Annotated in this window: 15 protein-coding genes and 2 pseudogenes; 1 reads left to right on the top strand and 16 read right to left on the bottom strand. The window is 69.8% G+C overall.

The genetic code is table 11. The annotated features are described in order from the left end of the window. Positions 1–52: 52 nt before the first annotated feature. From ACSQ4M_RS34775 to ACSQ4M_RS34715, 13 genes and pseudogenes are all read right to left on the bottom strand, one after another. On the bottom strand, positions 53–10870 hold the full coding sequence (locus ACSQ4M_RS34775; protein WP_436193894.1) for a hemagglutinin repeat-containing protein: 10818 nt from the start codon (positions 10868–10870) through the stop codon (positions 53–55). 31 nt (positions 10871–10901) lie between these two features. Then, the gene (locus ACSQ4M_RS34770; protein WP_436193893.1) at positions 10902–12653 is read right to left on the bottom strand and encodes a ShlB/FhaC/HecB family hemolysin secretion/activation protein; all 1752 of its coding nucleotides are present in this window, start codon (positions 12651–12653) and stop codon (positions 10902–10904) included. 770 nt (positions 12654–13423) lie between these two features. Beyond that, positions 13424–13777 carry a hypothetical protein gene (locus ACSQ4M_RS34765; protein ID WP_436193892.1) on the bottom strand — a complete coding sequence of 118 codons (354 nt, stop codon included), beginning with the start codon at positions 13775–13777 and terminating at the stop codon, positions 13424–13426. Then, positions 13774–14406 carry a hypothetical protein gene (locus ACSQ4M_RS34760; RefSeq protein WP_436193891.1) on the bottom strand — a complete coding sequence of 211 codons (633 nt, stop codon included), beginning with the start codon at positions 14404–14406 and terminating at the stop codon, positions 13774–13776. Before ACSQ4M_RS34760 ends, ACSQ4M_RS34765 begins: the two co-directional genes overlap by 4 nt. 123 nt (positions 14407–14529) lie before the next feature. Next, positions 14530–15186 (bottom strand): aspartate/glutamate racemase family protein, encoded by a 657-nt coding sequence (locus ACSQ4M_RS34755; RefSeq protein WP_436193890.1) that lies wholly within the window; start codon positions 15184–15186, stop codon positions 14530–14532. 4 nt (positions 15187–15190) lie between these two features. Continuing rightward, positions 15191–15352: pseudogene (locus ACSQ4M_RS34750) on the bottom strand (amino acid ABC transporter substrate-binding protein); the annotation flags it as partial. A 211-nt stretch (positions 15353–15563) separates the two neighbouring features. Continuing rightward, positions 15564–16517, bottom strand: a pseudogene (locus tag ACSQ4M_RS34745) (aspartate aminotransferase family protein); the annotation flags it as partial. Positions 16518–16533: 16 nt separating this feature from the next. Continuing rightward, on the bottom strand, positions 16534–17274 hold the full coding sequence (locus ACSQ4M_RS34740) for a lysophospholipid acyltransferase family protein (protein ID WP_436193889.1): 741 nt from the start codon (positions 17272–17274) through the stop codon (positions 16534–16536). 4 nt (positions 17275–17278) lie between these two features. Next, the gene (locus ACSQ4M_RS34735) at positions 17279–18574 is read right to left on the bottom strand and encodes a dihydroorotase (RefSeq protein ID WP_436193888.1); all 1296 of its coding nucleotides are present in this window, start codon (positions 18572–18574) and stop codon (positions 17279–17281) included. Further along, entirely contained in the window at positions 18571–19533 is a 963-nt protein-coding gene (locus ACSQ4M_RS34730) for an aspartate carbamoyltransferase catalytic subunit (protein WP_436193887.1), read from the bottom strand. The genes ACSQ4M_RS34735 and ACSQ4M_RS34730 overlap by 4 nt, the downstream gene beginning before the upstream one ends. A gap of 2 nt (positions 19534–19535) precedes the next feature. After that, positions 19536–20033, bottom strand: a complete 498-nt coding sequence (pyrR, locus tag ACSQ4M_RS34725) for a bifunctional pyr operon transcriptional regulator/uracil phosphoribosyltransferase PyrR (protein ID WP_436193886.1) — start codon at positions 20031–20033, stop codon at positions 19536–19538. After that, complete coding sequence (gene ruvX, locus ACSQ4M_RS34720) at positions 20030–20482, bottom strand: Holliday junction resolvase RuvX (RefSeq protein WP_436193885.1); 453 nt, start codon at positions 20480–20482, stop codon at positions 20030–20032. Before ruvX ends, pyrR begins: the two co-directional genes overlap by 4 nt. Continuing rightward, positions 20449–21048 (bottom strand): YqgE/AlgH family protein, encoded by a 600-nt coding sequence (locus ACSQ4M_RS34715; RefSeq protein ID WP_436193884.1) that lies wholly within the window; start codon positions 21046–21048, stop codon positions 20449–20451. Before ACSQ4M_RS34715 ends, ruvX begins: the two co-directional genes overlap by 34 nt. A gap of 41 nt (positions 21049–21089) precedes the next feature. Between ACSQ4M_RS34715 and ACSQ4M_RS34710 the strand changes: the two genes are divergently transcribed. After that, positions 21090–22583 (top strand): cryptochrome/photolyase family protein, encoded by a 1494-nt coding sequence (locus ACSQ4M_RS34710; RefSeq protein ID WP_436193883.1) that lies wholly within the window; start codon positions 21090–21092, stop codon positions 22581–22583. A 3-nt stretch (positions 22584–22586) separates the two neighbouring features. Here ACSQ4M_RS34710 and ACSQ4M_RS34705 read toward each other — a convergent pair whose 3' ends face one another. From ACSQ4M_RS34705 to pgmB, 3 genes are all read right to left on the bottom strand, one after another. Then, the gene (locus ACSQ4M_RS34705) at positions 22587–22925 is read right to left on the bottom strand and encodes a PRC-barrel domain-containing protein (protein ID WP_082551071.1); all 339 of its coding nucleotides are present in this window, start codon (positions 22923–22925) and stop codon (positions 22587–22589) included. 153 nt (positions 22926–23078) lie between these two features. Then, positions 23079–24332 (bottom strand): carbohydrate porin, encoded by a 1254-nt coding sequence (locus tag ACSQ4M_RS34700; RefSeq protein ID WP_436193882.1) that lies wholly within the window; start codon positions 24330–24332, stop codon positions 23079–23081. 92 nt (positions 24333–24424) lie between these two features. Beyond that, a complete protein-coding gene (gene pgmB, locus ACSQ4M_RS34695) occupies positions 24425–25093 on the bottom strand; it encodes a beta-phosphoglucomutase (protein WP_436193881.1) in 669 nt (222 codons plus the stop codon). Positions 25094–25097 lie beyond the last annotated feature (4 nt).

The raw sequence follows: 25097 nt of genomic DNA, 5'->3' as shown, positions 1-25097 counted from the left end.
CGCAGCCAGAGAAAAGAAACGCTGAGATTATCGGAATAAGTATTTTCATTTTCTATTTGGCAGGAATGCTAATCCCGACTCCTCCAGATATTCCTGGTGTTCCGATGCCGAATTCAACAGCGGTGGCGGGATTACTTTCTTTGGGTCCGATTGATTGATTTATGCCTGCACACAGGCCGGCGGCACAGAAAGAGGTTTGTGCGGAAGCACCCCCTAGAGTTTTGGAGATGAGCTCTGCGCGCTTGTTGGGGTCGGTCTCTTCCTGCAAAATCCGTCCGACCACAATACTGCTGCCCCAGTTAGAGGAGATATTCGACTTGGCACCTCCCAAAAAAACTTCACTATTGTGTAAATTGATTGATATGCCGCCGTTGATTCCAAATACGCCGCCTTGAAGAGTCACGTAGTCAATTGGCGGAAAATGCGGCACTGCATTGATACTAGAATCACGGCGGTCTCCAAGTAACCTTTCGTTATCTGCCGTCGCATTGGTGAAGTAGCGGACCTGGTGACCCCTGCCATCGTCATAGCTTCCCAAGGACGAACTCAACGCGTTGAGGAATTTACTGGCTTGGGCCTTAATATATGGATCCATAGTGGCCGTGTCTAATCGGCTTGCCTGCGTGGAGTCAATGCGGTTATCGACTTGCTCCTGCAGTATGGCGAGTGCCCGCTCTTCGGTCATGGACGAGTAGCCGAGTTTTTGAAGATGGGTTGCGAACGCCTTCGCATTGGCCTGCAATGCTTGCCGCTCAGTGGAGTGCTGCTGGCGATTGTTGAGATCCACCGTGAAGCCCGGAGCGGCGCCGGCCGGCCCGCCTACGATCGCGCCAACGGCTGCAGCAGAGGCAGCGCCTAGCATCTGCTTGACCGGGTCCGGTACGTCCATGTCATCGATGGACTGACCGATAGTCGCCGTGACATAAGCGCTGGCCCCAGCACCAACTAACCCATTGAGTCCTCCTGTCAAAGCACCTACGGCTGCGTGCGCAGCCACGCGATAGGCGCCGCCCTCAGCCCACTTCGCCGCTTCTGCGGGATCGGAGTTCATGAGCTCGGCGTATTTTTGCTGTGCATAGTCGCCAACGGCCCTGCTGGCATGCTGCCCAAATTCCTGCGTGATCCGCGCCTGGGCCTGCATGTCCTGCACCAGCGCCTGTGTGTCCCAGCTGCGCTTGAGCGCGTTGCTGCCGTCATCGCCCGTGCGCACGTCGTGGTCGCCGGCGATGCCGGACACGCCGGCGCGCGTGGTGCTGCTCTGGCTACCCGATGCACTGGCCGCGCCAGCGCTGCCGCTGGTCCTGGTCTGGCCGCCCGGGTTCTTGTTGCCCATGCCGACACCCACGCTGAAGCCACTGGCACGGTAGTCGTCGTGGTTGTCGATGTCGCGCAGCGCCAGGCTGGCAGTGTCCAGGCGGTTGCGCTGCGCGTCGACGGCGGTCTGGGTGCTGGTGATGGCTGCGCCGTTCAACGCGGTGGCGCCCTGCACGCGGATGTCGAAGCCGCCGTCGCCGGCATGGATGCCGGATTGCTCGGTGACGCTGGCGTAGTCGCCTTGCGCGCGAGCGCTGGCCACGTTGACGCTGGCGCTCCAGACACCCCAACCGACACTGAGGCTGAAGCCCGCACTGGTGTTCTTCGCCGCGGACTGTGCGGTGTCCTGCAGGCTTTCGATGTTCAGCGCGCCACCGATGTCGGCCACCACGGCATCGCCTGCCAGCACGCCACCTGCGATGGTAGTGTCGCCGCCGCTTTGCAGCGTGAGCCGGTTGCCGGCGCTCACGCGGCTGTTGCGGTGGGTCAACTCGGTGCCGTTGCTGCGCCCCTTGCCCTGGCTGGCGCCGATGTTGAACAGCAGTCCGTCTGCGCCGATGCTCACGCCGATGCTGGCGCTGGAACTCTTGTTTGCGCCCTGAGCGGCCCGGGTGCTGCGGCTGGCGCCAATGTCGATGGCGCCATCGGCCACCAGCGAGGCATCGCGCGCGGCGGTGATGTCGCTGCCTTGCACGCTGAGGGTGCTGGCCGCGCCAGCGCCGGTAGACGACAGGTGCACGTCGCGCCCGCGCACGCTGCTCGCGCGCGCGCTGTCGGCCTGCAAGGCGCTCTGGCTGCTGCTCTTGTACGAGCCGAGGCTCAGGCTCAGGTTCAGGCTGCCCTGGCCCTGGGTGAATGCTTCGGACGGCTCTTGCATCAGGGCATTGGCTGCGCCGGCCACGCCGTAGGCGTCCAGCGCCAGGCTGGCGGCGCCCAGCGCCTGGGCCCGCGCACTGCCGGTGCCGCTCATGGCGCGTGCTGTGCCCACCACCCCCTGCAGCGCATCGACGACACCGCCGGTGATGGCCAGCGTCAACCCGCTGCCGCCGGCCTTGTGCTGCGCCTGCTGGGTCAGCGTCTCGCGTGCCTCCTCGATGCGAATGCTCTGCGCGGCAACTGTCACCACGCCATCCGGCGCCATCACGTCGCTGCCGGTCTGGCGGTAGTGGCCGCCCGCGACCAGCGTCACATCTCCGGCTACGCTGCCCACGGTGCTGGCCACGGCCTGTGTGGACTGGCTCTGCTGCGCACCGGAGATCTTCTGGCTGCCGATGGTGACGCCCAGGCCGCCGCTGCTGAACAGACCGGACTTCTTTTCCTGGTGCAGGCTGCTGTCGGCGAAGCGGTCTTCGCCGGCCTCGATGCGCAGGTCGCCACCTGCGGCCATGTGCAGGCGGGCATCGGCGATGACTTCGCTGGCGCGTACCGTCAGGTCGTGGCCGGCGGCGATGGTCACGCTGCTGCCGCCCACAGACGACCCAACCGTGGTATCACTGCGGTGGCTGGTCTCGTCGACAGTGGTCTTGCGCGACAGCAGCCCCGAGCGGCTGCCGCGCTGGAAGCTCTCGATGCTGCGGCTCTCGCGCGCTTCGGTGATGGTCACGTCGCCGCTGGCCGAGAGCGAGGCCGCGCCCTGGGCTGCCAGCGTGCTGCCGACGGTGCGCAGACTGCCAGTGTCGGCCAGGCCGGCGCGCGCGACCAAGTCACCCGCGGCCTGCACGCTGGCGCCCTGCACCGTGGTCTCGCTGCGGGTCTGGCGGTAGCGCGAGCCGGCAGGATCGTTGCGCAGATCGTTGCTGGAGGTGCTGGCCACGGCCTGCAGGCTCAGCTCCCGGCCGGCGGCCAGCAGCGCGTCGCCGCCGGCATGGGCCTGGGTGCCGTTCAACTGCAGGTCGCGCCCGGCCGACAGCACCAGGTCGCCGCCGGCCCCGATCTGGCCTGCATGGGCCTGGCGGCTGCTGCTGGTGACGCTGGCGCGCCCCATCTGCATGCGGCTGTCGTGCCCGCTGTCCAAGGTGCCGAAGACGATGTCGCGGCCGGCCTGCACGCTGGCCGTGCCACCAGCCGCGATGTGCCCGGCGGTGTCCTGCACGTCTTGCCCCGCCTGGATCTGCAGTGTTCGGCCGGCCTCGATGCGCGTGGTGTTCGACAAGCTGGTGTGGCTGCCGACGACGCTGGCCCGCGCATTCGACGCGCTCCAGTCCTGCGTGATCGCCAGGCTTTCGTTGCGCACGTCCCGCGCGGCCACCAGCGCCACGTCCTGCCCTTGCACCGTGCCGCCCTGGTTGACGATGTCGCGACCGGCGACGAGCACGGTGCGGCCCGTGGACGCCTGGCCGATCACGCCGCCGCGGTTCAGGATGTCCTGGCCTTGCAGACGCACGTCGTCGCCGGTCACCAGCGCGCCATGCGGTCGCACCGTGCCCTCTCCCAGATGGGCCAGGTACAGGCGCGGCGCCAGCACGTCCCGCGTGCTCCCGTCCGGCAGCGTGACGCTTTGGCGTTCGAGCCACACGATGTCGCTGGTGAGCTGGGCCATCTGCGCGGCGGTCAGCGCCACGCCCACGCGCAGGTCCAGGGCCTGGGCGAACGATGCGCCGGCGTTGAGCAGGGCAGCGTACTGGGCGTCGTCGTCGCTGTAGCCGGCCAGATGGCGCCGGCCGGTCTGCGCGGTGACCTGCTCGCGGATGCGCTGCTGCTCCATGAAGCCGTCGCCCAGGCGCTTGAGCACCAGCGCCGGGTGCAGTCCAAGGGTCTGCAGCATGCTGTCGCTGGAGACCCAGGGCTTGGCATTGGCGAAGCGCGGGTGTGTGGTGTAGAGCGTCGCGCCTGCAGCTGCGGGCTGCAGTTGGAACAGGCCGCTGCCGCCCGTGCTGGCCTGCGCACGCGTGGCGATGTCGGCGCCGTTCGTCAAGGCAACGCCGGCGCCCTGTGCCGTCCCGCCATGCGCTGCGTCCTCCGAGCGGCCCACGGTGGCACCGGCCGCGGCTTGGTCTACGGCCTGCGCATGGACGCTGACGCCGCTGCCGCTCTGCGCGGCCAGCATGCCGTTCTGGATGCGTCGCGTCGTGCCGGCCTGCGGCGTGGCACCGGAACTCAGGCGCAGATCCGCGGTGAGGTTGGCATGGCTGCCGGCAGAGGTGTCGACGTTGCGGATGCTGCCGGCCTGGATGTCGAGCTGCTGGCCCGACACCGCCGCGCCGATGCTGCCGATGACCTCGGTCTTGTCTGGTTGGCGGTAGGCGGCCGACGTGCCATTGGCGTAGTGGTGCGTGCCGTCGAAGCGCCAGGTGCGCAGCAGCGTCGTGGCCCGGTTCTCGAAGGCGGCGCCATCGGAGCCGTGCAGGGCGAGTGCGCCGCCCGCCACGATGTCGCTGTGGTCGTTGAGCATCCAGCCGGAGAAGTTGACGCGGATGTCGCCACCGGCCGCGATGCGTCCAGCGGTGCCGGCACCGGGGGCGAGGCGGTCCTCGGTGGCTGTGACGTGCGCGTCGCGTTGCAACTCAGACAGCGAGGTGCTGGGCCCCAGCACGCTCTGGGTGTCGCGGATGATGGTCGTGTTCGGGTCCGCGTAGTCCAGAGGTGCGACGAAGCGCACGCAGTTGGTGGAGCAACTGCCGTAGGCGGGGCTGAATGCCACGCGCGAGGTGTCCATCGTGTGCACCTGTGCGTCCTCCCAAACGCCGCTGGTGACGCCGGGAACCTGGTCCGGGTTGGGCATGCCATCCTGGCGCGCCGTGTAGTACAGCACGCGTGTCCCGTCAGAGCCGCTCATGCGTTCGGCCTGGCCCCAGTGCTTGCCGTCGGCCGATGCACGGCCGGCGCGTCCACTGAAGAACACCGTGTCGTTGGCATGGGTGCGCACCACCACGCGGCCGATCGCGTAGCCATCGGGGGTGTAGACGGTGCTCTGCTCCAGGATGTCTGCGGGGTTGACGTAGGAGACCTGGTAGGCGGAGTAGTTGGTGCCTTCCGGTGTGTAGCCCCTGCCGTTGCTGTCGCGGTTCTGCCACCACGACGGCATGCGCATCGTGTGGTTCTCCTCCAGCGTGACGACGCGCTGCACCGCCACGCCAGGCCGCTCGTTCAAGACCGTGGCCGCGTCGATGGCGATGTGGCGCCCGGCCTCGACGGTGGCGCTGCGGTTCAGCAGCGCGCCCGTGGTGATGCGGATGTCGCGGCCCGCATAGACGCTGGCGCCATCGGTGTTCGACAGGGCCTGTGTGGCCCGCAGCGCCAGGTCGTCGGTGGCGCCAATCAGCGCCTGCGGTCCGGTGTTGTCCAGCGTGCGTGCCGTGATGGACAGCGCACCCGCCGTGATCGCCCCCTGGTTGGTCAGCGCATCGGCGTGCAGCGCGGCACTGTTTGCGCCGATCTCGCCGCCGTTGTGAAGAGCGCCGGCGGCGTGCAGGACCACCTGTCCGGCCTCGATGCTGGCGCCTGCCGTGTTGTCCATGCTCTGGGCCTGGGCGGCCAGGGTGCCGCCGGCGCGCAGGAGACCGTCGTTGCGCAGCGCGCCGCCGACCGTCAGGGCGAGGTCGCGCGCTGCGTGGGCCAGTCCCGCATGCGCGTGATCACCGCCGATCTGCAGGCTCAAGTCGCGGTCGCTGGACAAGGTGCCTCCCAGGTTCGACAGGCTGCCCGTCGCGATCGTCAGGTCGCCTTGTGAACCTGTCGCCGTGGCAATGCGGCCACCGTCGTTCTGCACCTGTGCGACGGCGATGTGGACGGGGCCCGCCGCGACGATGCTGCCACCGGCGTTGTCCAGCCGGGCGTTCGCCTGCGCCATGGTGAGACCGCCGTCGCCGGCCATGCTGCCGCGGTTGCGCACCTGTTCCGTGACGGCCAGGTCCAGCGCCTGGCCGGCCGAGAGTTGCGCGCCGGCCAGGTTGTCCAGTGTGGCGGCCGACAACTGCAGCGCACCGTTGCTGCCGATCAGGCCGGCGGCGCCGGCATTGACGATGCTGGCGGCTGCAATGCGGCTGGCGCCGTTGCCGGCGTTGACGATGCGTCCGTCCTGGTTGTCGATGGCAGCGGCCTGCAACGCCAGCGATGCGCCAGCACCGGTGGCTTCCAGCGCGCCGCTGGCATTGCGCAGTTGCCCGCCCAGCGCAACGTCCAGCGCATTGCCACCGCGCAGCAGCCCGCCGGTGTTGTGCAGGTCGGTCGCCGCGCGCAGGGCCAGCATGCCATCCGCCTGCAGCCGTCCGCCCTGATTCAGCACCTGCGCGGCCGACAGTGTCAGGTCGGCCCCGGTGCCTGCCGCGGTGCCGATCAGCCCGGCGCGGTTGTCCAGCGTCGCGCTGACCGTGACGCGCGCCTGGCCGGCACTTGTTTGCAGGATCTCTCCGCTGTTGGCGAGGTCGCTGGCGTCGATGGCGATGCGCGCCGCGTGCATGCGCCCCGCGTTGTGCACGCCGATGGCTTGCAGCGCCAGCGTGCCGTTGCCGGTGGCTTCGCCGTTGCCGTTGTCGAACTGTGCGGCCGTGATGGCGAGCTGGCCGCTGCCGGCATGCGCGATGTGGCCGCCTGCGTTGGCCATCTGCTCGGCCTGCAGCGCCATGTCGTGGCCGTTGCCGACGATGCGCCCGCCGCGGTTGTCCAGCATGCCGGTGGTGCGGACCTGCATGGTGGCGTCGCCGGTCTGGGCGATCAGGCCTGTGTTGGCCAGCGTGCCAGCCTCGATCACGACGCGGTCGGCCTGCATGGTGCCGCTGTGGGAAACGCTGCGTGCCTGCACGCGCAGTTGGCCGTTGCCCAGGATGCGGCCATCGTCGGCGTCGAGCTGTTCCGCGGCGATGGCGAGGCGACCGGTGCCGGCATGCGCGATCTCGCCTCCGGCATTGGCCAGGGTCGCCGCGGTGATGTCCATGTCGCGCGCGTTGCCGGCAATGCGGCCGCCGCGGTTGTCGAGCTGTGCCGTGACGGCGACGCGCATGTCCTCCGTTCCGGTCTGCACAATCTGGCCGCCGCGGTTGTCCAGCGTGGCCGCCCGGATGTCGATGCGGTCCGCCTGCATGTGGCCGCCATGCGTGATCTGCCCGGCATGCAGCGCAAGTGCGGCGTTGCCGACGATGCTGCCATCGCCGCCGTGCAATGTCTCGGTGTGGATCGTCAGCTGGCCGCTGCCGGCATGTTCGATGTGGCCTGCGCCGTTCGTGATCGACGCGGACCGCAGTTCCATGTCCTGGGCATTGCCGGCGATGCTGCCGCCCGTGTTGTCCAGCGCCTCGGTGGCGTGCAGCCGCATGGCCTGGTTGCCCGTTTGCGTGATCTGGCCGCCGCGGTTGTCGAGGATCCGGGCGGCCATGCCGATCTGCGCCGCCTGCATGCTGCCCTGGTTGGCGACGGTGTCGGCCTGCAGTGCCAACATGCCGTTGCTGGTGATGTGGCCGTTGCCGCCCGCCAGTCGGCCTGCATCGATGGCCAGCCGGCCGCTGCCCGCGTGGACCACGTGGCCACCATCGTTGGCGATGTGTGCGGACTGCAGCGCCATGTCGCTCGCATTGCCGGCAATGCGGCCACCGCGGTTGTCCAGGGTCTCGCTGGCGGTGATGGACATGGCCTGTGCACCGCGCTGCACGATCTCGCCGGCCTGGTTGTCCAGGCGGGTGGCGACCACTGCGATCTGCTCTGCAGCCATGCTGGCGCCTTGTCCGTGGGCGATCTGCTGCGCCTCGATCTGCAGCAGGCCATTGCCGAGAATGCGGCCGCCGTTGCCGTCCAGGCGATCGGCCTGGATCTGCAACCGACCTGTGCCGGCGTGTTCGATCGTGCCGCCAGCGTTGTCCAGGACGCCGGCGCGGATCTGAAGGTCTTGTGCATTGGCCGCGATCCGGCCGCCCTGGTTGGCAAGCCTGCCGCTGGCGGACAGCCGCATGCTGGCGTCACCGGTCTGCACGATCTCTCCGCGGTTGTCCAACGTGGCGGCCGCGATGGTGATTTGCCGGGCTTGCACGCTGCCGGCCAAGGTCAGCTGCGTGCCTTGCATCTGCAAGCTGCCGCCACCGAGGATCCGGCCATCGCCGCCATCGAGTTGGACGGTGGTGATGCCCAGCACGCCGCTGCCGGCATGTGCGATGCTGCCGCCCGCGTTGGCGAGATGTCCAGCGTGGAGCTCCATGTCGTTGGCATGGCCCACGATGCGGCCGCCGCGGTTGTCCAGGTCCTCGCGCACCGCGATGCGCATGGGCTGGCTGCCGCGCTGCACGATCTCGCCGGCGGCATTGGCCAGACGCCCTGCCTCCAGCGTGATTTGCTCGGCCGACATCGCGGCGCCGGCGCCATGGGCGATCTCGGTGGCCTGCAGATGCAGGGCGCCGTTGCTGGCGATGTGTCCGCCGTCGCCTTCGAGGCGGTCGGCGCGCAGGTCCAGCTGACCCAGGCCGGCGTGCGCGATGCTGCCGGCGCGGTTGTCCAGTGTGGCGGTCTCGATGCGCAGATCGGTGGCGTTCGTGGCGATGTGCCCGCCGCTGTTGTCCAGTGACTTGGCCCTGATGCGCATGGCGGCTTCACCGGTCTGCACGATGTCGCCGCCGCGGTTGTCCAGGCGTGTGGCTGCCATCTCGATCTGGGCCGCCTGCATGCGCCCACCCTGCTGCAGTTGGCCTGCCTGTACGGAGAGGTGGGCGTTGCTGGCGATGGCGCCATCGCCACCGTCCAGCCGCTCGGCCTGGATGCTCAACTGCCCGGTACCCGCATGCGCGATCTGACCGCCGTGGTTGGACAGATGGGCCGTCTGCATGGCCATGTCGACGCCATGGCCCGTGATGCTGCCGCCACGGTTGTCGAGCACCTCGCTGGCCGCCAGACGCATCGGCTCTGTGCCGGTTTGGACGATCTGGCCGCTGTTGCGCAAGCGCGTGGCCTCGACCGTCACCTGCCCGGCCTGCAGTTGGCCGGCGTGCGTCGCTTCGCGCGCCCGCAACGCCAATGCGCCACCGGTCTGCAGCGTGCCATCGCCACCATCGAACTGGTCGGCGTCGACCGACAGGCGGCCATTGCCGGCCACCTCGATGCGACCACCGGCATTGGCCAGCGTGCCGGCCCGCAATGCCAGATCGGCCCCCGTGGTGGCAATCTGGCCGCCACGGTTGTCCAGGGTGCTGCGGCTCGCAATGGCGACGTGGCCGGCTTGCAGCTGGCCGCCGGCGTTGTCGAAGCGCTCGGCATTGACGCTGAAGTCGCCCCGCACGCTGAGCTGGCCGCCGGCGTTGCCGAAGTGGCGCCCGTCGAAGGACAGGCGCTCGATGTGCAGGGCGCCGCCTGCGTTGTCGATGTCGTGCGCCTGCAGCACGATGGTGCCGGCGGCGTCGATGCGCCCACCTTCGTTGTGCAGCCTGCCCTGGGCGGTGATGCTGCCAGCTGCGCTGGCGGGAGGGATCGCCTGCTGCGCTGGATCGACAACGGCTGCTGCATCGGGTGCCGCGGCGGGCGCGCTTGCTGCTGCGGCTGCGCTCGCGTTGGTTGCGCTGGGCACTGCGGGCGGCGGCGTGCCGATCTGTCCGCCGTCGCTGTTGCGCACCATGGTGCCCGCGAGTTGCAAGGCCATGTCGCCGGCCTGGTGGATGCGACCACCGCGGTTGTGGATGTCCTCGCCACTGGCGAGCTCGACGCGCCCGCCTTCCAGCGTGCCGGTGTTCTCCAGCCGGCCCGCGGCGGTGACGACCAGCCCGCCGGCGCCGGCGCCGATGTGGCCGGCATTGCGCACGCCGACGCCGGCCCCGGTGCCGACCAGCGCGATCTTGCCGGCGTACATGCCGCCGAGCGCCGACACGTCCAGTGCGAACGCCGGTGTGGCCGCGCTTGTGCCGGACGCGCCGTCCGTGCCCGCAACCGCCTTCAGCTCGCTGGCCCAGATGCCGGCGTTGACCCGCAGGGCGCGCGACAGGATGCTCACGTAGTCGGTGCTGGCCGCGTCCAGCCCTGCGCCGTCGATGATGATGGTGCCGCCCCGCACCAGGAAGCCATCGAGTGTTCCGGCCGCGCCGAACTGGGGCGTGCCGGTGGTGAGCGTGGCGCGGCTGGTGTTGATGAAGCCGGCGCCGTCGACCTGGATGCCGGACGGATTGGCGATCACGACCTCGGCGCGTTGGCCGGCCACCTCCACGTAGCCGCGCAGGCGGCTGGGGTCGGCGCTGTTGACCTCGTTCAGGATGACGCGCGCGGGGCCCCGCGCCAACCAGGGATTGCCTGCCACCTGCCCGGCCAGCTGTGTCTGCGCGGCCGTGCGGCTGTTGTTGAGCACCGCGCCCTGGGGGGCGACGTCGAATTGCCGGTACAGGTTGCGCGAGACGCCGGCCGCGCTCGGCGTCTGGATGTTGACCAGGGCCGCGCCGCCAGGGGCGGCCAGCACGGTGGGGCGCAGCGAGCCGGGCGCATTGGGGTCGGCGGCGATCTGGCCCACGGCCGGCCCTGCGGCCAGCGTGGCCAGCGCGGCGACCGCGAGCGACGTCGTGCCGCTCGCCGCCTTGCCGGCGCTGCGCGCCGTTTCCTGGACGGCCATGCGCAGGCCGCGTGCGGCGTTGAAGACGATGCGGTGCAAATGCTTGTTCATGGTGAACGCTCCTTCTCTGCCGTATGGAATGTCAGTAGCTCAGCTGCAGGCTGAAGCCGAGGCTTGGGGAACTGCTGTGCATGGCCTGCGGCTTGCGCAGCGGGACGCCGGCGAACAGATCCCAGCCCAAGGCACCGTGCTGGCCGCGCAGGCCCAGCACCGCGCCCGCCAGGCTGCGGCCGGGCAGGTGGCGCGTGGAGGGCCCGCCGACGCGGCCGAAGTCCAGGCCGGCGTACAGCGCAGCGCCGCTGGCGCCGAGCGACCAGGCCAGCTCGTTGCGCAGCAGCCAGCCGCGTTCGGCCAACAGGCTGCTCTCGCCGTCGAAGCCACGCACGGTGTAGCGGCCGCCGATGCCGAAGCGCTCCGGCGGCGCCAGGGGCGTGCGGTTCCATTGCGCGCGGACCTGGCCGGTGTAGGCCAGGCGTTGCGTGCCCCATTGCAGCGGTAGTTGCAGCGAGGCTTCTGCCGTGGCGAGTGCAAAGCGGGCCGTGCCCTCGCCGAACGCTTGCTCCGGCGCCGGCTGCGCCCCGAAGGCCCCGGTGCCGCGGCGCCAGCCCAGGCTGGCGTCCAGCGTCGCCGTGTCGCCGTCCGCGAGCGCGATGAAGGCGCGGTGCGCCAGTTCGAGCGACCAGCCGCCCACCACCCGGCGCTGCACCTCGATTTCCGTGTCGTCGATGAAGCTGCTGTTGCTGCGGCGAAACGCACCCAGGGTCAGGCTGGTCTTGTGGCGTTGGTCGCGGTGCAGCAGCCGGGTGATCTGCGCCTGGATGTTGCGCGACGTGCCCGCGTAGACGTAGTCCTGCTGCAATCCGGCCACGCGCTGGTGGTAGCGGTTGCGGCTGGCCGTGGTGCCGAGCAGCCAGTCGCCGAATGGGATGGAGTAGTGCAGCGTGGCGCCGCCGGTGCCGCGCCCCTGCGGGTTGAACACGCCGCGCTGCAGGTTCAGGTAGGCCAGGTCGTTGAGGCCCAGCGGCCCGTCCCAGGCCAGCGTGGCGTTGGCCTGCAGCCGGCCGGTAGCGCGCGTGCCGCTGTCGTCCAGGCCCATCGCCAGGCGCAGCGGGCCCAGCGCACGCGGGGCACGGCGGACATCGATGACCAGGTCGCTGTCGCCGGGTCCGGCGCCCTCGCCCTGGGCCGGTTCGATGCGGATATCGGCCTCCACCGTCGGCAGGCGCTTGAGGTTCTCAAGCCCCTGCTCGATGTCGCGCAGGTTCAGCAGGTCGCCGGGGGCGGCCGGCACGGCGCTGCGCAGGCCAGCCGTGGTGGCGCCGGCGGCACCACGGATGGCGGCGATGCGGCCTGGAACGACGGTCAGCTGCAGCTGTCCCGTGGCCAGATCCTGTGGCGCGGCCAGCACGCGCGAGGTGATCCAACCGCGCGCGACCAGGGCCTGCTGCAGGCGTGCCAGCACCGTGTTGATGCCCTGCGTGCCCAGGCAACGCCCGATCGGGCTGTCGTTGGCCTCGGGCCCGGCGGCGGCAGCGGCGAGCCAGGGGAAGGGCTCTGCGCCCTGTAGCACCAATGCGTCGATGCGAAAGCACGGTTGCTCGTCACCGGGCAGGCGGCCGGCGACCGGGAGCTCCGGCAGCGGCATCCGCACATCGGCGCCGCGTTCGAACTGCTCGCGCAGCAGGCGCTGGCGCTCCTGGCTGCGCAGTTCCTGGACGGCGGCATCGGCCGATGGTTGGACCTGGGCCATGCCGACGCTGCCTGCGGTGAGCAGCGAGCAGACGAGGGCGGTGCGGCAGCCGTGGCGGCGCGATGCGGGGGCAGTGGACGACATGGAGGGCGCTCCTGAACGGCAGGGATGCCGTGCCCTCGTATCGTCTTGTTACTTTTGTATGCGGTGTGTGATGGACTTCTCTGTAGAAACAGGATGAATAAAGTGCATACGAAAAGCGTGAAATTATGTTTGTGTACTGTGGCTGGCTTGCAGCCGCGCACGCCGCGCACCGCATGGTGCTGTCCACGGTCGTCAACAGGCCGCCCACGGGCATGCTCGCAGGCGGCCTTGGCCCGCACCAGGCTGAACTGCGCCAGCGCGATGCGCGTGCAGCCGCGCGCGGCCAGAGCCAGGGTCCGGACCTGTTCGGCGGCCAGCGCATCGTGCCGCGTGCCGTCGCCCGCGTTGAGCGCTTCGAGTGCGCCTTCGACCTGCGCCAGTTTTCACGGGCACGCCGGCCGGAAACTCCGCCGACATGGACTGCTGCGTTGCCGGGCAGCTCGCGATCAGGACCAGCGGCCCGCTATGGCTCGACGCCTCTTCGACCATAGCCTCCCGAGTTCGACACTGACCTGTCCTGTGCCGAATCGGAGCGCACAGCCGGTGGTGAATCGGGCGCACCTTCAGATCGATGGCCTTGATGAAGCGAAGGCCCGCTCCACGCTGGCCAGAGAGTTGTAGCTGCGCACACACTGCGCCGCATCCATCTGCGTGGGCGCTCACCCTCGCAGGCTTGAGCGCGTGCACGCCTGGTGCAAGACGACGGCCGGCTGAGGCTGGCTCTCGGGCCTGGCAAAGCAGTCCCAGCCAGGGTCAGGTCCGACGGACTCCTAGAGTGGCGCGAAACTTGAACTGAAGGGATACCGGGCGCGCATGGCCTGCACGGCCACCCAGATGTCACCGTTGGGCTGGACCACACCGCCGGGCAGCACGTGCCCGTCGGTCCGCTTCGACTTGATCCAGACCGCACCGTGGCGCTCGGCGTACTCCAGCACCTCCAGCAGCCACTTGCGCCCCATGCGGCCATTCCTGACGGTCAGGCCGTGCACCCACATGCTGGTGTCATCGACCCAGTGCACGACGCACTGACCGTCGAACGGCGCGCCGTCTGGGGCGCTGTCATCGTGAAACAGCCGCAGGATGTCTTTCTGCCCACCCTCGGCAAGCGTTTGCACACGGATCATTCAGGGTCTCCCGGATGGGTCGAGCAGCCCGTGAAGGTGCGCTGAAAGCGGTTGAACGAGCGTTCACGCGCCGTTCGAAGGCCAGCCGGCGTCCACGTCGCAGGCCGCCCCGCTTCGCTCGACTGCAGCGCCACAATGGCCTCGTGGTGCGTAGGCTCGGCCGTGAAGCACGCCGGGACATGCCGCGCCACCGCGTTCACCACGGCACTGGGAACCCGGTCCTGGTCGACCTTCGCGGTGTTCACGCGGACGCCACCGGGCAGCGTGATGTCCCCGGTTTCCACCTCCCAACGCTTTGCCGTGGCTGCAGCCAGCAGGCCCGCGATCAGCCCCGGCAGGTCGCTTGCGAGCGTCATGGCCAACTCGGGCGCGCCGCCCGCCCGCTTGACGATGTACTGGCCGGCGCTGTGGCCGGTGGCCGGGAGTTTCGGCAGTTGCATCCGCAGATCGGCACGGCGTTTGAACTGCTCGCGCAGCAGGCGTTGGCGTTCCTGCCTGCGCCGTTCCTCCACTGCGGCATCGGCGGGCGTTGGCAGCTGGGCCAGACTGACGCTGCTCGCGGTGAGCAGCCGGCAGACGAGGCTGGTGCGGTGGCCAGGACGGTGCGATGCGGGGGCGGTGGACGACATGGAGGGCGCTCCTGAACGGCGGGGATGCCGCGCCCTCATATCGTCTCGTTGCTTTTGTATTCAGCGCGTGACGGACTTCTCCGTGAAAAACACGGACATCAATTGCATACGATAAGTGTGAAATTATGTTTGTGCACCGTCGCGCGGCTGCAGCCGCACCCGCAGCGCCCGCACCGCGCTGTCCACCGTCGTCAGGACCGGCAGGCCCGTGGCCTCGGCGACCACCGCCCGCGCCATGCTGAACTGCGCCAGCGCGATGCGCGTGCAGCCGCGCGCGGCCAGCGCTCTGGCCTGCTCGGCGACCAGCGCATCGTGCTGGGCGCCGTCGCCCGCGTTGAGCGCTTCCAGCGCGCCTTCGGCCAGCGCCAGCTCCAGTGGCACGCTGGCCGGGAACTCCGCCGGCATGGACTGCAGCGTCGCCGCGAAGCTTGCCACCAGGCCCAGCGGCCCGCTGCCGGCGGCGGCCTCCTCGACCATGGCCTCGTTGGGCTTGAGCACGGGGATGCCGGCATGGCGCTTGGCCACGGCTTCGATGCAGGGGCCGAAGGCCGAGCAGGTGAACAGGATGCCTTCGGCGCCGCAGTCGACCGCGTAGTCGGCCAGGCGTTCGAAGCGCGCGTGCATGGCCGCGTCCAGGCCGCGGCCGCTGGCGGCCAGGTCGGCGGACAGGCTGTCGTCCAGCAGGTTCATGCGGCGCGCCTCGCGCCAGTCGCGTTCGAACGCCGCGTTGATGGGCGCGACCGAATGGGCCAGGGCGTGGATCAGGGCGATGCGGGGCATGGGATCAGATGCCTTTGGAGGAGGGGTTGGCGAAGGCCTCGCGCGTTTCGGCGTTCAGCGGTAGTTGATGTTCGCGCCCTTGGGCGGGATCGGGGCCATGAACCACTGCCGGTAGCGTCTCCATCTCGCCCGATTGCATCATGCCGCCGACCACGCGGTCGACGATGCTGTAGCCCACGGGCTTGCCGCTGCCGTCGTTGTAGGAGAAGCCGAACGAGGATTCGCGGTGGCCCAGCGTGATGCTGCCGCTGTCCATGATCTTCTTGAGCGTGTCCTCCTGGGCCTGCGCGGCCAGGGCCAGGAGAGCCAGTGCGGCGACGGCGATGCGGGAGATGGGCGTGGGATGGCTCCGGGTGGTGGGGGATGGGGCAGAACGCTCAGGCGGCCGCCTGCGTGGCCGCGCCGATGGCCTCGGCCAGCAGGCTGGCGATGCGTTCCAGATCGGCGCGCGTGGCGATGAAGGGCGGCGCCAGCAGCACGTGGTCGCCCTGGCGGCCATCCACCGTGCCGCCCATGGGGTAGACCATCAGGCCGCGCGCCATGGCCGCCTTCCTGACCTGGGCGTGCAGTTGGCGCGCGGGGTCGAACGGCGTCTTGCCGGCGCGTTCGGCCACCAGCTCCACGCCCCAGAATAAGCCGCGGTCGCGGATGTCGCCCACGCGCGGATGCGCGCCGAGCGCCTGCTCCAGCAGCTGGCCGAAATGCGCGCCGTCCGCGCGCACCTTGGCCAACAGGTCGTCGCGCCGGATCACCTGCTGCACGGCCAGCGCCGCCGCGCAGGCCACCGGGTGGCCCAGGTAGGTGTAGCCGTGCTGGAAAAAGCCGCTGCGGCGCGACATGGCCCCGACGATGCGCCCTTGGGCCAGCACCGCGCCGACCGGCTGGTAGCCGCCGCCCAGGCCCTTGGCGATGGTGACCAGGTCGGGCACCACACCCTCCTGTTCGCTCGCGTACAGCGTGCCCGTGCAGCCCATGCCGCACATGACCTCGTCCAGGATCAGCAGCACGCCGTGGCGGTTGCAGACCTCGCGCACGGCCTGGAAGTAGCCCGGCACTGGCGTCAGCACGCCGGCTGTCGCGCCGCCCACGGTCTCGGCGACGAAGGCGATCACGCGGTCCGTGCCCTGGGCCAGGATGGCCTCTTCCAGCTCGCGTGCCAGGCGCTGGCCGTACTGCGCGGGCGTCTCGTCGGCCCGCTGCTCACGGTAGGGGTAGCAGGGCGCCACATGCGTGGCCGGCGCCAGCAGCGGCGCGAAGGGCGCGCGGCGCCAGGCGTTGCCGCCCACGGCCAGCGCACCCAGCGTGTTGCCGTGGTAGCTCCGGCGCCGCGCGGCGGCTGAGCCAGGTTCAGAAGGTCTGGCGGTACAGCCGCTCGACCTCGGCGTGCAGCGCCTGCGCCCAGGCGCGCCGGTCGCGGCCTGCATGGTGCTGCGGCGCCCCATAGCGCACCTGGGCCACGAGACCCTCGGCGGCCAGCGTGCGCCAGACCGAGCCGACCAGCGTCTCGTCGCCGACGAAGCTCGGCGCGAAGCTGGTCGCCCCCGTGCCGTCCGCGAAGCGCAGCGCCAGCGGCTGCACGGGCGCGTCCGCGCTGATCGCCGCCTGCACCAGATTCGCGTGGAACGGCAGCAACGCACGCCCGTCGCCGGTCGTGCCCTCGGGGAAGATGGCCACCACATCGCCGGCCGCGAGCCGGTCGCGCATGTGGTGCACCACGCGCATGGCGTCGCGGCGCGAGGCGCGTTCGATGTAGAGCGTGCCCGCGCCCGTCGCCAGGCTGCCGATCAGCGGCCAGTGCGCCACGTCGGCCTTGGAGACGAAGCGGCAGTAGCCCGCCGCGTGCATGACCACGATGTCCAGCCAGGAGATGTGGTTGGCCACCAGCAGCACCGGGCCGGCGGCCAGCGGCGCGCCGCTGGTCTGCAGCCGGATGCCGGTCAGCGCCAGCAGGCGCGCGGCCCAGGCCTGCACGGCCTGCTCGCGCTGGTCCTGGCTCCAGCCGGCGAAGCGCGTGCGGATGGTCCACAGGCCCGATGCCGCATGGCCGATCAGGCGGAGCGAGCGCCACAGCGCGCGCACATGGCGCATGGGCTCAGGCCGCGTCGTGGGCCAGGTGGCCGCCGACCAGTGTGAAGCGCACGCGGCCCGGCAGCTCGTAGCCCGTGAACGCCGTGTGTTTGCCCTGGCTCTGCAGCGCCTCATCGGTCACCACCCAGCGCGCGGCCGGGTCGAACACACAGATGTCGGCTACACCGCCTTCGACCAGCTGGCCCAGGCTGGCCTGCAGCGTGCCGAGCGCGCCGCCCAGCAAGGCGGCCGGCTGGCTCGTGACCGTGGCCAGCGCCTGCGGCAGCGGCACGCCCTGCTCGTCGGCCCATTTCAGGGCCAGGCTCAGCAGCAGCTCCACGCCCGTGGCGCCGGGTTCGGCCTCGGCGAAGGGCAGGGTCTTGGCGTCGGCGTCCACCGGCGTGTGGTCCGACACCAGGGCCTGCACCGTGCCGTCCGCCAGTGCGGCGCGCAGCGCATCGCGGTCGCGCTGCTGGCGCAGCGGCGGGTTCACGCGCGCGCGGCTGTCGAAGTAGCCGATGTCCTGGTCGGTCAGGTGCAGCGAGTTGATGCTCACGTCGCAGCTGACGGGCTGGCCCGCGGCGCGCGCCTGGCGCACCAGCTCGACGCCCGCCGCGCTGGAGATGCGCGACAGGTGCACGCGCGCGCCGGTCACCTTCATGAGTTCGAAGATGGTCAGCAGCGCGATGGTCTCGGCGATCACGGGCACGCCCGACAGGCCCATGCGGGTGGCCAGCGGGCCGCTGGCGGCCACGCCCTTGCCCAGGTCGCGGTCCTGCGGGCGCAGGAACACGGTGAAGCCGAAGGTCGCTGCGTACTGCAGCGCGCGCTGCAGCACCTGGGTGTTGGCCAGCGGCACCTCGGCCTGGCCGAAGCCGATGCAGCCGGCCTCGGTCAGCTCGACCATCTCGGTGAGCACCTCGCCGGCCAGGCCGCGCGTGAGTGCGCCCTGCGGGAACACGCGCGCCTGGTGCAGCTTTTCGGCGCGGAACTTGAGCATCTCCACCAGGCCGGGCTCGTCGAGCACGGGGTCGGTGTCGGGTGGGCAGACCAGGCTGGTCACGCCGCCTGCCACAGCCGCGGCCATCTCGCTTTCCAGCATGCCCTCGTGCTCGTGGCCGGGTTCGCGCAGCCGCATGGACAAATCCACCAGGCCCGGCATGACCACCAGGCCGCTGGCATCCAGCGTGCGGTTGGGCTTGAACTCGGGCGACACGTTGCCGATGGACACGATGCGGCCCGAGGCGATGGCGATGTCGGCGGTGGTGTCGCGGCCCGAGGCCGGGTCGACCACGCGGCCGTTCTGGATCAGCGTCTTCATGCTTCATTTCCCGCAACGATGCCCATCACCGCCATGCGCACGGCGATGCCGAAGGTGACCTGCGGCAGGATCACGGCCTGCTTGCCGTCGACCACGGCCGAATCGATCTCCACGCCGCGGTTGATCGGGCCCGGGTGCATGACGATGGCGTCGGGCTTGGCCAGCGCCAGCTTCTCGGGCGTGAGGCCGAAGCTCTTGAAGTACTCCTGGCTGGAGGGCAGCAGCGCGCCGCTCATGCGTTCGTTCTGCAGGCGCAGCATGATGACCACGTCGCAGCCCTTGATGCCTTCCTCCAGCGTGTGGCACACGCGCACGCCCATCTGGGCCATGTCGCCGGGCACCAGGGTCTTGGGGCCGACCACGCGCACCTCGGCACAGCCCAGCGTGGTCAGGCCATGGATGTCCGAGCGCGCCACGCGCGAGTGCAGCACGTCGCCGACGATGGCCACCGTCAGGTTGCTGAAGTCCTTCTTGTAGTGGCGGATGGTGTACATGTCGAGCAGCCCCTGCGTGGGGTGCGCGTGCCGGCCATCGCCGGCGTTGATGACATGCACATGCGGCGCCACATGCTGGGCGATCAGGTAGGGCGCGCCCGATTCGCTGTGCCGCACCACGAACAGGTCGGCCGCCATGGCCGAGAGGTTGGCGATGGTGTCCAGCAGCGACTCGCCCTTGGCGGCCGAGGAGCGCGCGATGTCCAGGTTGATCACGTCGGCCGACAGCCGCTTGGCCGCGATCTCGAAGGTGGTGCGCGTGCGCGTGCTGTTCTCGAAGAACAGGTTGAACACGCTCTTGCCGCGCAAGAGCGGCACCTTCTTGACCTCGCGGTCGCCCACGCTGACGAAGTTGGCTGCGGTGTCCAGGATCTGCGTGAGGATTTCCCGGGGCAGGCCTTCGATGGAGAGCAGGTGGATCAGCTCGCCGTTCTTGTTGAGTTGGGGGTTGCGTCTGGCCAGCATGGTCAGCCTTTGATCTCGAAGCTGAAGCGGCCGTTGTCCTTGCGCGCCAGGGCCAGCGACTGCCCGGCCGGCAGCGCCACGCGCGCGGCGGCGAAGTCGGCCTGGATCGGCAGCTCGCGCCCGCCGCGGTCCACCAGCACGGCCAGGCGCACGCTGGCGGGGCGGCCGTAGTCGAACAGTTCGTTGAGCGCGGCGCGGATGGTGCGGCCGGTGTAGAGCACGTCGTCCAGCAGCACGATGTGGGCGCCCGTCACGTCGAAGGTGAGGGCGGTGGCGCTGGCGCCGGCCACCATGCCGCGCTGGCCGTAGTCGTCGCGGTGCATGGCCGACGAGATCACGCCGGGCTTGCCGGCGCGCTGCAGATCGGCCTGCAGGCGCTCGGCCAGCCAGGCGCCGCCGGAGGCGATGCCGACGAGTTGGGTATCGGCCGTGCACAGCGGCCGCACGCCGCGCAGCAGCTCGGCGTACAAGGCCTCGGCGTCGAGGGTCAGGGTACTCATGGCAGGTTTCTCAGGAATTGCTCGAGGATGATGCAGGCGGCGGCCGCATCGGCGTCGCGCGCGCCCAGGCTGTGGGCTTCGGTGGTGGTGTAGCGCTCGTCCACCTCGTAAACAGGCAGCTTGCAGCGCCCGCGCAGCTGGCGCGCGAAGCGCAGCGCGCGCGCCGTGTTCTCGTGGGCCGCGCCGTCGGGGTGGAAGGGCACGCCGACGACCAGCGCGTCGGGCTGCCATTCGCGCACGCGGGCATCGATCTGGGCGAAGCGCGCATCGCCCTCGGCGCGGATCGTGCCCTGGGGCGTGGCCGTGCGCGTGAAGCGGTTGCCGACCGCGACCCCGGTGCGCTTGGTACCGTAGTCGAAGGCCAGAAAGGATTGGAAATGCGCGGGAACGGCGTCGGACGTGGCTGGCGCTGGACTCACGCGTGCCCCGCATCCGGCGACAGCATCCAAGACTGCAGGCCCAGCAGCAGCAGGGCGCGGTCGTAGCGCTGTTCGATCGGCGTGTCGAAGATCACCGCCGCATCGGCTTCCACGGTCAGCCAGCTGTTCTCGGCCAGCTCGGATTCCAGCTGGCCCTCGCCCCAGGCCGAGTAGCCCAGCGAGACCAGCACCTTCCTGGGGCCGGCGCCGGTGGACAGGGCCTCCAGCACGTCCTTGGAGGTGGTCATCTCCAGCCCACCCGGGATGGTCATGGTGGAGGCGTAGATGCTCTCGCTGTCGTGCGGCGGGGCCGCCATGATGGGCTCGTGCAGCACGAAGCCGCGTTCGGTCTGCACCGGACCGCCCTGGAACACCGGGCTGTCGGTCAGGTCGTCGCGGCGCAGCGGCAGGTCGACCTTGTCGAACAGCTTCTTCAGATTGATGTCGCTGGGCTTGTTGATGACCAGGCCCAGCGCGCCGCGTTCGCTGTGTTCGCACAGGTAAACGACACTGCGCGCGAAGTTTTCGTCTTCCAAACCCGGCATCGCGATCAGGAAATGATGCGTGAGGTTCATCGGCGCAGAATCTGAGCTCATAACCCGCGATTTTAGCGACGCCCCCGTTCCGGATTTGCCGCATGGAAAAGAAGTACGCCACTGGATTGATGTGGTTCAGGCGCGACTTGCGCGCTTTTGACAACGCGGCGCTCTACCACGCGCTGCGCGCCTGCCGCCAGCTGCACTGCGTGTTCATCCTGGACACCGACATCCTGGACGCGCTGCCCAGGGCCGATCGGCGCGTGGAGTTCATCCTGGCGGCGCTGGAAGAACTCGACGCCGCGCTGCGCCGGCTGGTGCCGGATGCCGGCCTGATCTGGCGCCTGGGCTCGGCACGCCAGCAGATTCCCGAGCTGGCCCACGCCCTGCACGCCCAGGCCGTGTTCGCCAACCACGACGACGAGCCGCCCGCCATGGCGCGCGACGCCCAGGTGCGCGGCACGCTGGCCGGCATGGGCGCGGCGCTGCTGACCAGCAAGGACCAGGCGATCTTCGAGCGCGGCGAGGTGGTGACCCAGGCCGGCACCCCGTACACCGTGTTCACGCCCTACAAGACGGCGTGGCTCAAGAAGGTGGACGCGTTCTACCTGTCGTCCTATCCCGTGGCGCGCCATGCCGAGGCGCTGGCGCCGCGGCCCGAGGGCGAGTGCCGGCCCATCCCCTGCCTGTCGGACATCGGCTTCGAGCCCACGAACCTGGCGGAACTCAAGATCCCGCTGGGCGCCAGCGGTGGCCAGCAACTGTTCGAGGAGTTCTTCGACCGCATGGACCAGTACCACCTGGCGCGCGACTACCCGGCGGTGAAGGGGCCGAGCTATCTTGGCGTCCACCTGCGCTTCGGCACGGTGTCCATCCGCCAGCTGGCCTCCAGCGCGCAGCAGCTGGCGGTGCAGGGCATGCAGGGGCCGGCCGTGTGGCTGTCCGAGCTGATCTGGCGTGACTTCTACATGCAGATCCTGGCCCATTTCCCGCACGCAGCGGAATCGGCCTTCAAACCCGAGTACGACGCCATCAAGTGGGAGCGCGGCAAGCATGCCGAAGCGCTGTTCGCGGCCTGGTGCGAGGGCCGCACGGGCTACCCGCTGGTGGATGCCGCGATGGCCCAGATCAACCAGAGCGGCTACATGCACAACCGGCTGCGCATGGTCACGGCCAGTTTCCTGACCAAGCACCTGGGGCTGGACTGGCGCTGGGGCGAGGCCTACTTCGCCGAGAAACTCAACGACTTCGACCTGTCGGCCAACAACGGCGGCTGGCAGTGGGCGGCCTCCACGGGCTGCGATGCACAGCCGTACTTCCGCATCTTCAATCCGATCGCGCAGAGCGAGCGTTTCGATGCGGAAGGCAAGTTCATCAGGAAGTATCTGCCGCAGCTGGAGCAGCTGCCGTCACCTCTGCTGCACGCGCCCTGGAAGGCCGGCGCGATCGAGCTGGCGGCAGCGGGCGTGGAACTGGGGCGCGACTACCCGCGTCCCGTGGTCGACCATGCGGAGGCGCGCGAGCGCACGCTGGCGCGCTATGCCGTGGTCAAGAAGCCGCTGGCCGGCAAGAAGCCGCCGGCCAGGCGGCGCTGAAGATCACCAGGTCACGCCGTAGTGCTCGTACACGCGGCGGCCGTAGTCGTCGCTGTAGTCGGGCCGCTCCTCGCGGGCGTAGCGCGGGGCGTTGTCCAGCGTGTTGGCATCGAGCGGCACGACGTAGCCATCCAGCGCCGTGTCGTACTTCAGCATGGGCCAGGGGATGGGGTAGCGGTCGGTGCCAATGCCCAGGAAGCCGCCGAACTCCAGTGCGGCATAGCGCACCAGGCCCGAACGCTTGTCGATGACCAGGTTGTCGATGCTGCCGAGCTTGCCGCCCTTGGCGTCGTAGACGGTCGTGCCTTCGACCTTGTCGGAGGTGATGGTGGGACTGGACATGGGGTTCTCCTTGCGGGGTGGGAGGCCGGCGGCCCCGATGTCCGTGGTTGTCGCACGCGCAGGCCGGCGCGCCTGTCGGTGCCGGCCCACGCCCTGCGTAGGCTGGACGGTGGGTTGGTGGCCGCAGACCGGTCCGTGGCCGCCCATCTCACCTCATTCCCACCAGACTTCCATCTGCACGCCGAAGGTGTTGCCGTTGCGCCGGCCACCCAGGCCGTAGCTCTCGGCAGCGGCTAGCGCAGCGGCCTCGTTCCAGTTTGCGCGCGTGGCGTAGATGCGGAACTCGGGCCGGGTCCAGAAATCGGTGTTGGGTGCGAAGGCCACGGCCACCGTGCCCTTGTTCAGCCGGCGTGCGGCCTCTCCGTCCACGCTGCGCCGCGTGGTGGCGATCTCGGCCAGCAGCTTGGTGCGCTTGGCGATGCCGTAGCTGACGCGGCCGCCGAGCGAGAAGTCCTTGACGTCGGCGCCGGTGTCCGGGCTCAGCGTCTGGTAGCCCACCATGGCCTGGCCGCCGAGCTTGCCGATCTGGAAGTCCACCACATCGATGACGCGGCGCTGCTTGGCCCCCATCTGGGCGGCACCGTCCCGGTCCAGCCCGTAGAACTTGCCGTTGATCGAGGCGTGGCCGGTGGACGCCTGCAGGAACAGGGAGTTGTTGAGCCCCTTGAGCAGGAAATCCTTCTGGTTGTGCAGCAGGCCCACGGCGCCGCCGTCGCTGCCCTGGGCGAAGTCGCCGGACACCAGCGCGGCCGTCAGCGTCAGCGTGCCGCCGGGGTTGGTCGGGATCTTGCGCCACTGCAGGTTGGCGCGCGTGGCGTTGTTCGGGTTGCCCGCCTTGTTGTCGAACGCGTCGGAGGTGTGCAGCGCCACGTTCAAGGTGCCCACGCCGAACAGCGGGATGTCGTCGATGCCGGCGCCGTAGTTGTCGCCGTCCTCCATGACCCAGTTGTCGACGATGTGCACGTCCTGGATGCGGTGGAAGCGCTGGCCGGCCCACAGCGTGGCGCTGTTGTCGAAGATGCCGGTCATGGTGGCATAGGCCTGGGCCGTGCCGCTTTCGCCGTTGTAGATCTTGGGCTGGTAGAACACGCCCCACTTCATGCCCTCGCCCAGGTCGAAGCGCTTGCCGATGCCGAACTCGATGTAGTGGTCGCCCTCGTTGCCCAGGCGGTACTTCTGCAGGTCGCCGCCCAGCGAGTAGTTGCCGCGCAGGCGGCCCTGGTCCTTGTGCCCGCTGTAGAACCCGCTGCGGGCATAGCCCCAGAACTCCAGTCCGGTCGCGTCATTGACCTTCTTGACGAAGTCGCGGGTGGGGTCGGCGGCCTGGTCCTGCGCCAGCACCGGCTGGCTGCCCAGCAGCAGCGCGGCGATGGCGGCAGCGAGCCGGCTCGGAAGGTGGGGTTTCATGCGGTTCTCCTCGGGTCTGTGGTTGTGGAAGTTGCCGGCTTGCGCGCCAGGGCCGGCGGGCCTGGAAAACGGTGGATCGGGGTTCGGCCTCTTCAGTGCAGGCAGCTGCCGGGCTGCAGGCCGAGCAGGTCGGGCAGCACCAGATCGGCGCCGTGCAGCACCTGTGGATCGCCGATGCCCACGGCGAACATCCCCGCGGCACGGATGGCCTGGACCCCGGCCGGAGCGTCCTCGATGCCCACGCAGTGCACGGGCGCGACGTTCAGGGCCTGCGCCGCCGCCAGGAAGATGTCCGGCGCGGGCTTGCCGCAGGCGACGCTGGCGGGGTCGACGACATGGTCGAACAGCTGGGCGACCCCCAGGCGCGCCAGCACCGTGGGGGCATTGCGGCTGGCCGAAGCCAGGGCCAGCCCCCAGCCGCCGCTGCGCACGGCCTGCAATGCGGCCAGCGCGCCCGGCAACAGGTCGGCCGGGGTCAGCCCGGCGATGGCGTCGACATAGGCGGCGTTCTTGTGCTCGGCCAGCGCCTGTTTTCGCTCCGCGCTGAAGCGGCCGGCGGCGGAGCCCAGCACGAGCTCCAGCGAGTCCATGCGCGAGAGGCCGCGCAGGCGGTCTTCCATGGCCGCGTCGAAGGGCAACTGCAGCATGCGCGCGAGGGCGCCCCAGGCGGCCAGGTGCTGGCGGGCGGTGTCGGTGAGAACGCCGTCCAGGTCGAAGATGAAGGCGTGCGAGAAGTGGCGGGTCACGGTGGTGGCAGGCAAGAGG

Origin of the sequence: Pseudorhodoferax sp. LjRoot39 (assembly GCF_964253035.1) — a bacterium.
GTDB lineage: Bacteria > Pseudomonadota > Gammaproteobacteria > Burkholderiales > Burkholderiaceae_C > Pseudorhodoferax.
This window is presented reverse-complemented; position numbering and strand designations above follow the sequence as displayed.